The organism is Streptomyces sp. NPDC001843 (genome assembly GCF_042891955.1).
In the GTDB taxonomy this organism is placed as follows: Bacteria; Actinomycetota; Actinomycetes; order Streptomycetales; family Streptomycetaceae; genus Streptomyces.
Window position 1 is genome coordinate 1 of sequence record NZ_JBIATQ010000035.1, and the last position, 14797, is coordinate 14797.

General features: G+C 68.9%; 13 protein-coding genes. 6 read left to right on the plus strand and 7 right to left on the minus strand.

Features of this window, described 5'->3' with window-relative positions; translation table 11 throughout:
• Positions 1-91: 91 nt before the first annotated feature.
• Positions 92-571: an ATP-binding protein gene (locus ACFYZQ_RS39990; protein WP_389159196.1), complete on the minus strand. Its 480-nt coding sequence runs from the start codon at positions 569-571 to the stop codon at positions 92-94.
• A gap of 103 nt (positions 572-674) precedes the next feature.
• On the opposite strand from ACFYZQ_RS39990, the gene ACFYZQ_RS39995 reads away from it, so the two are divergent.
• A complete protein-coding gene (locus tag ACFYZQ_RS39995) occupies positions 675-1097 on the plus strand; it encodes an STAS domain-containing protein (protein ID WP_389159198.1) in 423 nt (140 codons plus the stop codon).
• A 435-nt stretch (positions 1098-1532) separates the two neighbouring features.
• On the opposite strand, the gene ACFYZQ_RS40000 is transcribed toward ACFYZQ_RS39995, so the two are convergent.
• Positions 1533-1688, minus strand: coding sequence for a DUF6131 family protein (locus ACFYZQ_RS40000; RefSeq protein WP_389159216.1), 156 nt, complete (start codon positions 1686-1688; stop codon positions 1533-1535).
• A 112-nt stretch (positions 1689-1800) separates the two neighbouring features.
• Here ACFYZQ_RS40000 and ACFYZQ_RS40005 point away from each other — a divergent pair, with 112 nt between their 5' ends.
• Positions 1801-2022, plus strand: a complete 222-nt coding sequence (locus tag ACFYZQ_RS40005; RefSeq protein WP_389159200.1) for a hypothetical protein — start codon at positions 1801-1803, stop codon at positions 2020-2022.
• A 600-nt stretch (positions 2023-2622) separates the two neighbouring features.
• On the opposite strand, the gene ACFYZQ_RS40010 is transcribed toward ACFYZQ_RS40005, so the two are convergent.
• From ACFYZQ_RS40010 to ACFYZQ_RS40020, 3 genes are all read right to left on the minus strand, one after another.
• Positions 2623-3180, minus strand: coding sequence for a hypothetical protein (locus tag ACFYZQ_RS40010; RefSeq protein ID WP_389159202.1), 558 nt, complete (start codon positions 3178-3180; stop codon positions 2623-2625).
• Between the two features lie 43 nt (positions 3181-3223).
• Positions 3224-3421, minus strand: coding sequence for a hypothetical protein (locus ACFYZQ_RS40015; RefSeq protein ID WP_389159204.1), 198 nt, complete (start codon positions 3419-3421; stop codon positions 3224-3226).
• A 1116-nt stretch (positions 3422-4537) separates the two neighbouring features.
• Positions 4538-6127, minus strand: a complete 1590-nt coding sequence (locus tag ACFYZQ_RS40020; RefSeq protein WP_389159205.1) for an IPT/TIG domain-containing protein — start codon at positions 6125-6127, stop codon at positions 4538-4540.
• A gap of 1122 nt (positions 6128-7249) precedes the next feature.
• Here ACFYZQ_RS40020 and ACFYZQ_RS40025 point away from each other — a divergent pair.
• Together ACFYZQ_RS40025 and ACFYZQ_RS40030 are read left to right on the plus strand one after the other, a co-directional pair.
• Entirely contained in the window at positions 7250-8530 is a 1281-nt protein-coding gene (locus ACFYZQ_RS40025; RefSeq protein ID WP_389159207.1) for an IPT/TIG domain-containing protein, read from the plus strand.
• Entirely contained in the window at positions 8464-8856 is a 393-nt protein-coding gene (locus tag ACFYZQ_RS40030) for a YncE family protein (protein WP_389159218.1), read from the plus strand. Before ACFYZQ_RS40025 ends, ACFYZQ_RS40030 begins: the two co-directional genes overlap by 67 nt.
• Before the next feature lie 254 nt (positions 8857-9110).
• Here the strand turns inward: ACFYZQ_RS40030 and ACFYZQ_RS40035 are convergent, their stop codons facing one another.
• Positions 9111-10367, minus strand: coding sequence for an MFS transporter (locus ACFYZQ_RS40035; RefSeq protein ID WP_389159209.1), 1257 nt, complete (start codon positions 10365-10367; stop codon positions 9111-9113).
• Between the two features lie 169 nt (positions 10368-10536).
• Between ACFYZQ_RS40035 and ACFYZQ_RS40040 the strand changes: the two genes are divergently transcribed.
• Positions 10537-12267 (plus strand): hypothetical protein, encoded by a 1731-nt coding sequence (locus tag ACFYZQ_RS40040; RefSeq protein ID WP_389159211.1) that lies wholly within the window; start codon positions 10537-10539, stop codon positions 12265-12267.
• 297 nt (positions 12268-12564) lie between these two features.
• Here the strand turns inward: ACFYZQ_RS40040 and ACFYZQ_RS40045 are convergent, their stop codons facing one another.
• The gene (locus tag ACFYZQ_RS40045; RefSeq protein WP_389159213.1) at positions 12565-13017 is read right to left on the minus strand and encodes a GNAT family N-acetyltransferase; all 453 of its coding nucleotides are present in this window, start codon (positions 13015-13017) and stop codon (positions 12565-12567) included.
• A 644-nt stretch (positions 13018-13661) separates the two neighbouring features.
• Here ACFYZQ_RS40045 and ACFYZQ_RS40050 point away from each other — a divergent pair.
• Positions 13662-14797: hypothetical protein (locus tag ACFYZQ_RS40050; RefSeq protein ID WP_389159215.1), on the plus strand; the 1136-nt coding region annotated here is incomplete at its 3' end.

Consider the following 14797-nt stretch of genomic DNA (forward strand, 5'->3'; position numbering starts at 1 on the left):
CCGTTACGACAAACAACCCGGTCGCTACCGAGCCGCGATCACCCTGGCCAGCACACTCATCTGGCTCGACACATGATCGGCAAGACGTTCCCTAGAGCGGTATGCGTCCGGCGACGCTGCCGCCGGGGTCGTCCGGCAGGGCGATGCGAGCGGTGATGCGCTTGCCCACCGGCTCCCGCACCACCTCAAAACTCTGGGCGACGGCCATCACGATCTCCAGGCCGTGCTGCCCCACCCGGCCCGGATCCGCCGCCCGCGCCACCGGCAGCGCCGGATCACCGTCCCACACCGTCACCTCGATGAGGTCCCCGACGATCCGCAACTCCATCAGCACGGGGCCCGGCGCGTACTTGCGGGCGTTGGTGACCAGCTCGCTCACCACCAGCCGGGTCAGATCCATGGCGCGGGCCGACACTGGCAGCCCATGCTCCGCCTGGACCCCGGCCAAGAACGAGGCGGCCGCCTGCCGCGCCTCGGCGATACAACCGCCGTCGCCATCCAGAGCTACCGCCGTCTGAACCGGATCAGCCTCCGGCACGGCGCCGTCCTCGCCGACAGGCACTGCTTCCACCAAGGCCGCCCTCACCCTTCATCCCCGCCGACTACCCGTCGGCCCCTCCCTCACGCCCCGCCTGTCCTGACCGGCCCAACCTGCACAAAGCGCTGCCCGTAGTATGCAGCTCAGCCTGCCGGGAGAACCGGCCCGTATCTCCACCAGCGCCGAGGAAACCGTGACGGACTCCGACAAAGCGCGTATTCCTGGTCGGCTGTCGGTGACGTCCACCGGAACCGACGGCATCCACGTGCTGTCCGTGGCCGGCGAAATCGACCATGACACCGTACAGCCCCTTCGCCAAGCCTTGGAGCTGTCCTGCCTGGGCTCCCCGCCACGCGTCGTGATCGACATGCGGCAGGTCACCTTCATGGACTCCGCCGGCATCAACCTGCTCATCACCACCCGCCGAGCCACAAGCGGACGGCACGGCTGGCTACGCCTGGCAGCCGTCCCCGACTCCGTCATGCACACCCTGCGCATCGTCGAACTCGACACGATCATCGATTGCCACCCCACCCTCCGCGACGCACTCCACCCCTGACCAGCCCAATGCTGCCTGCGGGAACGGCAGCTCTAGCAGTTCCTTGCCGCATCACCGGCGGCCGCCCGCACAGTGACACCGGGGGGCGCCGCCGCAGGGCAGGCAGGCAGGCAACGGCCAAGCCGGGCCGTAGCTGGCGATCTGTTCGGCGGCCGTGGGCACGCCGAGATCGGCGGATTGCGGCGAGCCGGGGCAGCGGGACCAGGCGAGGTCTCGCAGGCCGCCCGCCAGGGCCACGCTGTCCCCGGTCGGGAAACGCTGGACCAGTCCTGCCCTGCCATAGCCTTGCTGAGCGCCGGGTCGTGGTCGGAGACGATCAGCGGGACGCCCAGCGTGCGGCGGCGATGCAGGCTGCTGGTGACGGAATTCCGGCCGCTGTCGGTCCAGGCGCCCTGACTGGTCGGCCCCGAGTGGACAGCGCGCAGACTTATGCCTTCACCAGTAGTGCCTGCGGCCCCCGACTGCGTGGCCGGCAGAGCCCAGGATCCACAGTACGGCGCCGATCACGGCGAGGATGATGCCGATGGTCCACAGAATGGATATGCCGGTGACGAAGCCGACGACGAGCAAGATGATTCCGAGGACGATCACGACGGCCTCCCGCGCTAGTACTTCCTTCACTGTGCGCCTGTACCGGTGATTTGTCCCGCTGGGCCGGACGACTACGCACGATGCTGCACCCAGATCTCCACGAAACGCTCCTGTGGCGGGAGCCGCCGGGAAGGGCTGCTCGGCGGCCGTAGGGATTCGCGGCGCGGCCGCCCAGTCGCTTCGTGACCTGTGGGATGCCGACCAGGCTTCGCTGCAGCCGCTGGACCAGACCGGGTGGACCTCCATCGACGCCCAGATAGACAAGGTGCTCAAGATCTTCGGCATCGACCACCCGCACCCGCCGATGCACCGGCGCAGCAGGAGAAAAAACTGAGCGCATTCCTGACGGACATGAGCTGACCGACCGCACAGCGCCCGACGACGGGTCGGGTGTGCCGGGCCGCGCCGAGAACCGCGCCACTGCCCCGGCAGACCCGGTGAGTCGCACATCACCCCGACGTCCTCACCGCCCGACGACGCGAACGCATCCGCAGCAGTGTGCAGGTCACGACCGCGCCTCCCACCTGGTTGAACCGGCCGGTGAAGAGCGCTCCCGGGATGTCACGGCCAGCGCACCCCAGGGCCACCCCCCGTCTCCACCTTCTGTACCTCAACTCCCTTATGAGTAGGGAAGGTCCGGAACAGAAACAAACGCCCTGGCACAGGTGCCGACGTTCACGACGGAGGGAGCATGAAGCGTCGAGCCGGCCGCAGGGTGAAGGTGCGGACTGTCAATCCGCTCCGGCCTCTGCGCCAGGGCAGCTGGGATGCACAGCGACTGCCAGGCTACGACGACAACGTCCGGTTAACCTTCCGCCACGAGTCCTGACAGCCAGTCGGCCTGGGGAACGGCACCGGTTCCACGGGCCCCCACATCCGGGCTTGTGCAGGACTGCACCGCGAAACCGGGCGAGCGGTATCGTCGTCGGCTCACCTAATCGTCCACGTCGCCGAGGCAGACGCGCAGCACATGCATCCCTACGAGCATGTCAGCAAGGGAACCCTCAACCCGGTTCAAAGATCGCCGTGCGCCGTCAGGATTTGCGGCATCGGCCGCAATCTGAGCCGCGAGAAGGTCCGTGGCCACCATCACGGCCGCCATGGATGCGGCCTGTCCTGGGCGCTCCTCTTCCTCATCCGAGGGTCCCATCATCTGCACGGCGGTCCGCTGCAACCGGTTGATCATCACGACCGCACCCACGGCTGCGTCTGCCTTCACCTTCTGCGACCAGCCGCCGATCACAGCGGCGAAGCCCTGAAAGAACTCGTCATCGACCCGGGTCGCCGCGGTGATCTCCAGCTCCACCGTCGCCAGCAAAGCCCCCAGCAGCCGAAATCGGTCGTCCGGGTGCGGTCCGTCAGTCCGGGACTCCCGATCCATCACCGGCTCAGCTCTCAACGCAACCAGAGCCGCGTAGATCTCCTCCGCACTCGCCGGTTGCTCATTGCTGATGTTCACGGCGAGATCTTCGCTGAGATCCAGCAGTCGCACGGTCCGGCGCTGCCGCATGACACCAGAAGTGGCTGCAATCGGGTCAGGTGGGCATTTGCCGCATCTCTGCGACCAGTAGGCCCAGCATGCGGAAACGGTCCACCAGCCCGTACAGATGCGCATCGTCGACAACGGTGCCGTAAAAGACGGTCTGCTTGCCCAGCGTCGCAGCTTCAAGCTCGGGGAACGCCTTCCCAGCGCTCTCCGGCACGGGGCCGCGGATGCGGAACTCGTAACGCATGCGCTCGTCCCTCCTGAGATAACCCATGGTGATCCCGGACCCTGCTTGCGGGTATCACCCGCCCCAGGTGAGGAGGTCAGCACAGGCCCCCACGGTGGCGAGCGGCCCCCACGGTGGCGAGCAGCTTCAACGGCGCCATCTCGTTCGGGCTCGTCAGCGTCCCGATCACGGTAGTGGGCGCGACTGAAGAACACAGCGTGCGCTTCCGCCGGATCCAACCGCCGGCGACGGGCCTGGTACGCAACCGCTACTGGTCGTGCAAGACGGAGGGGCGCGAGGTCAGCTTCGGAGAACGGGCCGCCTTCCATGACGTGCCGGCGTCCGAGGCCCTCCCGTCCCCTGGACGGAGACCAGCTGCAGGAGTTCGGGAAACGGGCTCTCGCCCTGCTGAGCGAACACGCCGACACAGGCGACCTGATCGAGCACGCGCGCTTCGACGTCCTGATCGCCCGCGGCCCCCGACTCTCGTGCCCACGGACGGGGCTCCAACCTGTCCCGCCCGCCATCATGCGCATCCTGGAAGCGTGCTCCCAGGCTCGCCACCGTGCCCCGACCGCCGGACGGACCCGGGGCCTCGTTGCCCGACCCCCTGGTGACCAAGGCTGAGCGGTTTCGTAACTGACGAGCGACGCGAGGCCCTTCGGCTCTCCGGGATGCCGGAGCCCCTCGACGCCGTCCTGGCCCAGGCCCACGGCGGCGAGCGCTGTCACCTGGGACTTCTCCAGGTCCTCTGCCAGGACGAGACCCCCGGCGGGAGACCGCAGCCTTCTACGGCGCCCGCACAAAGCCAAGACCTGCTAGCCGGCCTCGACGGACTGGCCGGGCTGGACCGGGTCAGGCGCCATGGACGGCGGCGTCCACCGGCTCGACCAGCGGCGAACTGGACTACGTGGTGACGCTGAACGCGGGTCCACGCTTGCCACGCTGGACCCCGGAGATCTACGTCCTCGAGGTCGGCCGCAACCACGACCGCAGCAACTGGGACGCGGGCGGTGACCGCTACCACCTCACCGCCACGTCCACTGCTTCGGTCACCGAGTTGTACTCGGGCGCTTTCGGAACGGAAGGCGCGGCTTTCCGAGCCGCGCGGGCGCCGGCCGGGAGAACGATCTCGTCTCAGACCTCGGGTTGAGTGAGGTAGGTGAACGAGCCGGTGGCGGTGCCGACGGGGCTGGTGACGGTGACGTTGACCGGGCCTTCGGCGCCGCTGGGTGGAGTGGCGGCGTTCAGGGTGGTATCGGAGACGACGGTGAAGGACACGGGCGTGCCGTTGAAGGTGACCTGTTCGGCGGCGGCCAGGCCGGTGCCGCTGATGGTCACCTCGGTGCCGCCGTGGGTCGGTCCGGCACTGGGGGTGATGGCGGTGACGGCGGGCGGATCGAGGTAGGTGTAGGAAAGGCCCTGGGTGGTGCCGCCGGGTGTGGTCACTGTGACGGTGCCCGGTCCCGGCGCCGGGGCTGCGGCGGCTCTGACGGTGATCTGGGTGTCGGTGACCGCTTGGATGACGGCTCGGGTGGTGCCGAAGTACACGTTGAGGGCTCCGGCGAGGTTGCGGCCGGTGATGACGATTTCGTCGTCGCTGCCCGCGACGGGGCCTGCGGCGGGGCTGATGCCGGTGAGAACGGGGCCGGGACGGTAGTAGAACTGTCCGAGGGTGCCGGTGCCGCCTGCGGTGGTGACCGTCACGGGAACGGCGCCGGATCCGGCGGGGCTGGTGGCGGTCAGTGAGGTCGCGGTGTTGGCGGTGATGACGCCTCGAGCGGTGCCGAAGTTGACGGCGGTGGCGTTGGCCAGGTTGTGACCGGTGAGGGTCACGGTGGTCCCGCCGGCCATGGAGCCCTGGTCGGGGATCACGGTCGTGGCCAGGACGCCGACGGTGCCCGCGTCTGTGTTGGTCACGTAGGCGTGTGTCCCGTCGGGGGTGAACGCGATGCCGGTGGGACCTGCTCCGAAGTCGATGTTCTCGACGACTGCGTTCGTGGCGGTGTCGATCACACTCACCGTGTCCGGTTCGGCGTTGGCCACGTAGGCATGGATGCCGTTGGGACTCACGACGGTGAAGCGCGGCTGAGCGCTGACGCCGATGGTCGCGGTCACGGCATTGGTGGCGGTGTCGATCACACTCACCGTGGAGTTGCCGACGTTCGTGACGTAGACGTGGCCGCCGTTGGGGGCGGCCGAGAGCAGGATGGGGGTGATGCCGACCGGGACGGAGGCGGTGACGGTGTTGGTGGCGGTGTTGATCACGTCGACTGTGTTCGCGGCGATGCAGGCGACGTAGGCGCGTGTCCCGTCCGGGGTGATGGCCAGCCCGATCGGTCCGTCCTCGACGGGAACGGTGGTGGTGACGGTGTTGGTCGCGGTGTCGATCACGCTCACCGTGTTCGTGGTCTGCCCCGATACATAGGCGCGTGTGCCGTCCGGGGTGAGGGCCACCACCGATGCTCCTGCCACGGCGATCTCGGTGAGGATGGTGTTCGTGGCGGTGTCGATCACGCTGACGAGGCCGTCGACGTTGATGGTCACATACGCCCGGCTGCCGTCCGGGCTGGCCGCCACGAAGGTGGGGCCGTTGCCCGTCGGAATGGTCGCGGTGACGGTGTTGGTGGCGGTGTCGATCACACTGACCGTGTTCGAGCCCCGGTTGGCCACATACGCGCGGGTCGCGCTCGGCGTCAGAGCGATACCCTGCGGCGTGGAGCCCACGGGAATTACCGCTCCTGCCACGAAGGATGCGCTGAACCTGACGCTCCCCGCCTGGACATTCAGCGGTGATGGCGAAGCCAAATTGGACATGACACTCCCTCAGAGAGGCGGAAGCATTACCTCCGCGCCGGAATGTCTGCTCCACCGCATGGGCCGACAGCGGGCAGTTGACCGGTTCTGCACCGGACCGGTGAAATACGCACTCTCGAAATACCCTGCTATGAGAGGGACTTAACTCTCACGCTATATGTCATATTCGCAGATGATCGCCCCTTCTGTGAACGCGTCACGGCGCAGGCGTCGCGCCAGGCAGAGGGCGTCGTCCGGCTCCCGGTTGCAGGCCGTACGGCGCTCCGGGAGGAACCGGTCGACCCGCCCTCCTGGCCGGCCATCGGCGAACGGCGTTGGCAGTTCGGTGAGGTGCTGCAGACCCGCGCAGTCGACGCCACGGCCGTACGACCACTGCTGGCCCCCGCGGTGGCGACGCCGCCGATCCACAACACTTAGCCCTGGCGGTTCGGCCTCGATTCGCACACCCGGTCGGCCCGCAGTCCGCACCGGCCTCGGACTGCGGCTGCCGATGACCGATCCCGGCCCTGCGGGCCCAGCACCTGACCGCAGGGGCGGCCAGCTCCCGGCCTGCGGGTGGCCGCGGCACATTCTGGTGTTACTACGCGCTGCGCCCGCGCCTGCGCGCCGTCACTCTCTTCGCAGCCGGCTTCCTAGCTTTCTACCGCGCCACGGCATCGCGACTGGGACCGTCACACCCTCCACCCAGTGCCCGGACGACGACGGTGCCGCCACCGTGTGCCTACCGGCCCCGGAGCACGACGCCCTGGATCCACTGCAGAGGTCGCTCTGGTCCTGACTCGTCGATGCTGGTCCTTCACCGGTTCGGGTGATTCAGCAGCGACCGCTCTTGTCACCCATTTGCCACCATGCATCACTTTGACTAGTTGAATCGGTGGGTCCGCCTGTCTTGGCGGGCGGCGCGGCCTGCCTGTCGACCGGGTGCCCTCGGAGGCATCGGGAATCGCCGCGGTCCTGCTTCGCGCAGTGTCCGGCATGCCGATCACCGTGACCTTCACCGGTGGCATTCGCGGTTCCATTAGGAGCGTCTGCATGCCCATGTCACCGAATCAGGGGCCCACCTCCGGGGGCACCCTGGTCACGTTCACCGGCACGAACCTGGCCGGCACCACAGCCGTGATGTTCGGAACCAAACCGGCCAGCAAGATCACCCAGGTTTCGCCGACCGAGGTCACCGCGATCTCCCCAGCGGGCGCCGGAACGGTCCCGGTGACCGGGACCACCGCCGGAGGGACCAGCAACGCGGTCCCCTTCCGCTATGTCGGGCCACCGTACCTGTGCTCCCTGAGTGCCACTTCCGGCCCTCTGCAGGGCGGGAGTGTCATCACTTTGAACGGCACCGAGTTGTCCACCGCCACCAGCGTCCGGTTCGGCACGCAGACGGTAGTGCCGACGGTCGTCACCGACCGCCAGATCAGGGTGACCGTCCCGGCCGGGGCAGCAGTCGGCCCTGTCGAGGTCAGCGTCACCACAGCCGGCGGCACCAGCGACACCCTGACCTACACCTACGTCGGCGCTCCGACCGTCACCGCCCTGTCCCCCACGCTCGGCTCACCGTCCGGCGGCACCGTCTTCACTGTGACGGGAACGAACCTGACGGGCGCCCAGGTCACCTTCAACGGTGTGCCCGCCACCGGCGTCACCGTCAACGCCGCGGGAACGTCCCTGACCGGCACCACTCCGCCCGGCACCGGCAGAGCCACCGTCCAGGTCACCACCGCCGGCGGCACCGTGTCGGTCCCTGGCGGCTTCACCTACACCCTGCAGCGCGCCTACGTCACCAACACCGGCTCGGGCACGGTGACGGTCATCGACACCGCCACCAGCACGGTCACCGGCAGCCCGATCACCGTCGGATCCAACCCGCGCGGAGTGGCGTTCACCCCGGACGGGGCCCACGCCTACGTCGCCAACAACGGATCCGCCACGGTGTCGGTCATCACCACCGCCACCGGCACGGTGACAACGACCATCCCCGTGGCCGCGACCCCCCACGGCGTGGCCATCACCCCCAACGGCGCGCGCGCCTACGTCAGCCACAACGGCTCGACCAGCGTGTCGGTCATCGACACCGCCACCAACACCGTCCTGACCAGCATCGCCGTCGGCAGCAACCCCTACGGCGTGACCGTCACCCCGGACGGCACCCGCGTCTACGTCGCCAACCAGGGCTCAAACAGCCTGTCAGTGATCACGCCACCAACACGGTCACCGGGACCATCCCCGTCGGCGCCAGCCCCCGGTGGATCGCCTTCACCCCCGACGGCAGCCGCGCCTACGTCACCAACTCCGGCGCGGCCAGCGTGTCGGTGATCAACACGGCCACCAACACCGTCACCGGGACCATCGCCGTCGGCACCACCCCGCGCCGGGTGGCCTTCACCTCCGACGGCAGGCGCGCCTACGTCACCAACTCCGGCTCGGGCACCGTGTCCGTCATCGACGCCACCACCAACACCGTCACCGGGACCATCCCCGTCGGCACCACCCCCTACGGGGTCGTCTTCACCCCCGACGGCACCCACGCCTACGTCGCCAACCAGGGCTCCAACACCGTGTCCGTCATCGACACCGCCACCAACACCGTCACCGGCACCCTCGCGGTCGGCACGGGCCCCTTCGCGCTGGCAACCGCCTGAGACCAACCCAGCCATTCCAGCGCGGGCGGATGGCGCCCGGCTGCTCGACGGGCGCGGTACGCCGTTCCCTGAGTCCGACGGTCGTGTGCTTGGAGGATCGGCGGAGCGGCTGGGATTGAGCGTTGTGGCGACGGCTCCTCACCGATGGCGGGGCTCGTAAGCAAGCCTCCTGGGTCCTCAGGATCTGGTCCAAGGACCGGCTCGGCTGCGGACTGCTCGCGACCTGGCCCCCGGTCCAATCAGCCTGTCGGCGCTCAGCGCGCGGGCGTATACCGCACGGCCCGAAAAGTCCAGAGCAGAACGAGCGCGGCGGCCTGGGTGGCTGCGACGGCGACGATCAGAACAGGGATGGAGATGTCGTAAAGAGCACCGGTCATGGCGCCACCGGCCAGCGCGCCCGCGCCCAGGATCCCCGCGAAGACGCCGTACGCGGTGGCCCGGCGGCCGGTGGGTACGAGGTCGGCGACGGTGGCACGCAGCGTGGACTCCTGAACTCCCACCGCGGCGCCCCACACCAGCGCACCCGCCACGGCGACCGCCAACGTGTCGGTGAACGCGAGGGCCGGAACTGCGGCGGACAACAGCGGCAGGACGACCAAGACTCGGGAACCGAAGCGGTCGTACAGCCAGCCCGTGGCCAGCGCCGCCACCGCGTCCGCGGCCATGGCTGCCGCATAGAGCACCGGCACCGTCGCGGTGGGCATCAGGTGGCGGGCGACGAGGTGGTAGGAGAGCACACCGAAGGTGGCGAAACCAGTCAGGGTCGCGGCGGTGAACGCCGCATAGGTCCAGAAGGCCCGCGGCAGCCGACCGTCCTGAGACGCGTCGGAGGAATTCGGGTCCTCGGGACTCGCCTCGCCTGTGGCCGTCTCGTAGGCGACCGGGTCGGGAACCCTGGCGCGCAACCAGACCAGCAGCGCGAGGGCGGCAAAGCCGGGCAGGGCGAGCACCCCCAGCGCCGGGGCGTAGTCGTCACCGGTGAGGGCGAGGACTCCGGCCACCGTGAGCGGACCGAGAAGCGCACCGACCTGGTCCATCGCCTCGTGCACCGCGAAGCCGCGGCCCCGTCCGGTGGCAGCGGTGGCGTGCGAGAGCAGCGTGTCCTTCGCGGGGGAGCGCACCGCTTTGCCGACACGTTCGGCAATCACCAGAGCGCAGGCCACCCAGAGCACACCCGTCAGACCGAGCACCGGGACGCTGACCGCGGTCAGGACGTATCCGGCGATCGTCCATGCCCAGAAACGGCGGCTGCGGTCGGCCAGCGGACCCGAAGCCAGGCGCAGCCCGAGCGCGGCGGCCTCACCCGCCCCTGTGACCACGCCGATCAGGGCAGCGGAGGCGCCCAGGTGAGCGAGGAGTGGGCCGGTGACGGAGCGAGCGCCCTCGTAGACGAAGTCCATCAGCAGGCTGACGCCCCCGAACACCGTCACGAACCGCCACGGCGACAGTCCCCGGGCGGGCGGTCCGTCCGACGGTGCCGGCTTGGCGGACGTGGCACGGGCGGGCTTCACACGGTCCTCCCCCTTTGACGGAACACGTCCGTAAGACCGGACATGCTGTCGCTGGCGACCACCTGAACACCGAGCCACTTTCTTGTGGCGTTCTCACCTCTCCCGGGTGAACCTGCCGGGCACATCTTCTCTCTACGTGATGTAGTAGACAAGTCCGGAGAGGGCGGGCATGAGCATCCATACCGGCGACATCGAAGTGCAGCGGCGCGACGCACCCGCAGCCACCCGACCGCGGTCTTCCACCAGTGCCGACGCCCCTCAGCAGTGGCACCGGGGCATGACGTTGATCGCCACGATCAGCCTGTTCATCGGCACGCGTTCGGCCTGGACCCAGGCGATGCTCGCCCATCCGCCCGTCGCCGCGGTCATCTCCATCTGCTACGCCGGGATCCTCGTCTGCGGGGTGCTCGCTCTGGCCGTGCGGCATCGGCGGGCCCTGGTCAGGGTGGATGCCGCCGTCCTGGTACTCGCGGTGGTTCTGGTGGTATGCGGTTGGTGGCTGGACCACGCTGGTACCGACGAGGGCGTGCTGACCGCCCAGGCTGCGAGCGAGATCTGGCACGGCCGTCCGGTCTACGGGCAGCCCTGGCCCTGGCTGTTCGGTACCGCGAAGTCCGGCCTGACCAAGACGATGTCCGGCGGCGCGGACCTCACCTACGGCTATCCGCCGCTGACCGCCCTGCTCGCCGCACCCGTGCACGCCGTGCTGCACTCCGCGGCGGCCGCCACTCTGGTCACCACCGGCGCGCTGATTGCCGGCACGGTCGCGCTGTGGCTTCTCCTGCCGGCCCCGTGGCGGTCGGCGGCGACTGCCGTGTGTCTCGGCTTCGGCATCCTGCCGGGCTACGCCCGCTCCGGCTACCCGGCCGTCGTCGCGCTGGCCCTCCTCGTCCCGGTGGTGGTCCGCTGGCCGGCCACCGGCGCGGGTGGCCGGCTGGGTCGGAGCGGGGTGCTGCGGGCGGTGTGCCTGGGCGCCGCCTGCGCCGCTCAGCAACTCGCCTGGTTCTTCGCCCCGTTCCTGCTGATCGGTCTGTACTCGGTCCGGCGCTCCGAACTCGGGGGGCGGGCCGCGTCGGCCGTGGTGGGCCGTTTCACCGGCGTCGCCGCCCTCACCTGGGCCGGCATCAACGCCTACTTCGCCGCCCAGGGGTTCTCCGCCTGGCTGCACGGACTGCTGCTGCCGCTCACCCAGAAGGCGATCCTGCACGGCCAGGGCCTGATGGGCATCTCCTACTACTTCACCTCCGGCAGCAGCCGCCTGGACTACTACTCCTACGCCAGCATGCTGCTCCTCGCCGGCCTGCTCGTCGCTACGGTGCTGTTCGCCCGGCGCCTGGGAACGGCCGTGACCGTCCTGCCCTGGCTGTCCTTCTATCTGGCCACCCGGTCCCAGGACGGCTACTTCCTCATGATGACCCCGCTGTGGCTCGCGGCCGCGGCAACCGTCCCCGCCTCCTCACTGGCCCACGCCTGGCAACCCCGCGTCCCTCGCCTCACCGGCCGCCCCGCCAAGACCGCCGTGGCCATGGCGCTGGTGACCCCCGCCCTGCTGTGCGCCGCGATCGCCGCCGCGAGCCCGCCGCCCCTGCGCATGGCACTCACCACACACACGACCGGCCGATCCCACCCCGCCGTCACTTCCGTCACGGTCCGCGCGGTCAACACCACCGGCACAGCGCTCACCCCGCACTTCGCCAGCCGCGTCGGCCAGGGCGCCTCCAACTGGTGGACCGTCACCAGTGGGCCCGCCACTCTCGCCCCGCACAGCACGGCCGAGTACGTCGTGCGACCGGCCGGCGGTCACCGCGCACTGCCCGGCGCCCATGAGCGCATGTATCTCATCGCCGTCACCGGAACCCCCATGACGATCAGCAGCGCACGCGTCGACGTCGCCCCTTAGCCCTTCTCACCGGCCCCGCTTCGCGTCCCGGCCGCTCTGCCCATGGCCATCAATGGCAACTCTTCGCGGCTCCCTGCAGGATGTTCGCGGCAGCGGTCGTCAACTGAGACGCTGTCAAGATCACCGGCCGGGCGCATGGTCAACCGCGCGCTCTCCGCAACGCGAGCTCCAGTGGAGCGCGGCAGGCGCGACCCGTCCGCGGTCCTGGCGCATCGTCCGAAGAGCGTGTGCAGCACGAATCGAGTGTCGTCGACTACCGCAGACGTCCTCACCCTGGAACAGCCCAGCTGAAAGGGCTCAGTGGGTCGCGGTGCCGGCGGAGGGGAGACTGCGACGGCTGGTCAGGCGGCGCCAGGCGCGCGTGAGCCGTCCTGCCAGATGCACGCACAACGCGCCACGCTGGGGAAACGGGACCGACGTCTCCTCAGCCATCGCCGAGAAGAAGGGCCGGCCCTGCGGGGTTTGCCGGGTGGTACTCCACCGAACGCCGGAGTGATGTGCGACGAGAGTCTGGACAAGTTCCCGCCCAAGCCCCTGACGCTGCCAGTCATCAGAAATCCAGACGTCCAGGATCAGACCTGTGTGACAGGCACCGCACATACGGAAACGGAGCCGCCCGACGACAGTGTGCTGCGAGTCCAGGAACACCATTTCAGTCGTGGAGTGCTGATCTGGGAAGGACCAGTATCGCTCCATTCTCAGCACGATACTTGCCGAATACTGCAGCGAATACGCCGAGCCGATATTCACCCCTATTCCATACCGCCGTCTTACCTCCGGGCATGCGCATCATTCACCTTCCCCGCGGCCCGACGCCAGGCTCCATGATCACCATCGGGCCGGAGAGAAACGCGCACAGTTCGCGATCCGCGGTCCGTGCCACAGGCGCCGAGCTCTCGGAGGAGCGCCACCAAGCACAGGTGGCGGAAGGCCGTTACCCCTTCGGGCACATGGGTGTCCGTACCGACGGCCGCCGGAACGTTTCCGGCACTGCTGGCGGCTGAGCGGCCGGTGATTCGGCACACGAATCCCCCGAACGAACGGGGTTGAATCGATCCGTTACTGGTTTCGACCCACCCCGCTCGTCTACGTCACATGCCCGCGACTCGATCTGCCGGCACAGCTGCGCGAAGTCCGCACGACCGGCGGCGGGCCGAGGTTCTCGCCTGCCCCAGCGCATGACGTGGTCGGAGGCCGAGCACTTTTCGTCCGTACTCCGAAGGACCGGCGGCGCGTTTGCTCGACCACATCACCGGACATGGCTGCTGCTGCATCTTTCCTCCTGCGGCATGAACAGCGATTGTCATTTATCCTCATGAAGAAGTAAGAGATTTCTCTTCAATGGAACCTGGCCTCCGGCCGCTCCCTCCTGCAGGGCAGAGAAGGAGGTCGAAGTGGGCGACAGGCTCATGGCGACGAGCGACACGCTCAAGCGGCGGTTCGCGCCGAGACCCGATCCATTGCCTCAGTGGCGACGGTGGCGTTCCGGGCTCGGGAAGGCACTGCCGGCACTGACGTTGTTCGCCTCCGTGCGGCTGACCGGAGTGATCATGGCGGCCTTGTGGGCGCTGCACCTCGGCAGGCACCCGCGAACCGTGGTCGGCCTGGAATGGGACGGCCGCTGGTACCGGCACATCTCCCAGTACGGCTACGGCCTGGTCATCCACCCGAAAGGGAGCCACAGCGTCTACAACGACCTGGCGTTCTTCCCCCTCTTCCCGGGCCTGATCCGCGCTGTGAACACGGTGCTGCCGATCGGCCCGGTCAACGTGGCGCTGCTCATCGCGTGGAGTGCCGCCCTGGTGGCGGCCTGGGGCGTGTACGCGGTCGGCGAGCTGCTGCACGGACGGCGCGTCGGGATCCTGCTCGTGACGCTGTGGGCGCTGCTGCCGCACGCGATCATCCTGACGATGGCGTATACCGAACCCCTCATGACCGCCTTCGCGGCCTGGTCCCTCTACGCCGTGCTGACCCGCCGCTGGCTGACCGCGGGGGCGCTGGCGGTGCTGGCCGGGCTGTGCCGTCCCAACGGCCTCGCCGTGGCGGCCGCCGTCGTCACCGGCTCCGTCGCCCATCTCTGGCGGCTGCGCCGCGCCGGTGAGCCCACCGCTCCGCGCGCCTGGGCTGCCGCCGCCGCGGCTCCCCTCGGTTGGCTGGGCTACATCGGCTGGGTGGGGCTCAGGACGCACAACCCCGTCGGCTACTTCCACGTACAGAGCCTCTGGGGATCACGCTTCGACTTCGGCCACTACACCGCCCACACGTTCAAGCATCTGGTCGTCGGGCACGACGTGCTCGTCGTCTACGCGGCCGCTGCGCTCGTCCTCGGCTTCCTGCTGTCGTTCCTCTTCTGCGTCCTGAACAAGCAGCCCCTGCCGCTGCTCGCGTACTGTGCTGTCCTCATCGTGATGGCCGTCGGCGGCAGCCACTTCTTCACTAGGGAGTGTCTTTCCGATCATCCGATCGTTGGACTGGGCGTGAGGGATGGGGAGATATCTGATGCCGCTTGGTCGGTGATCGAGCCGTTACT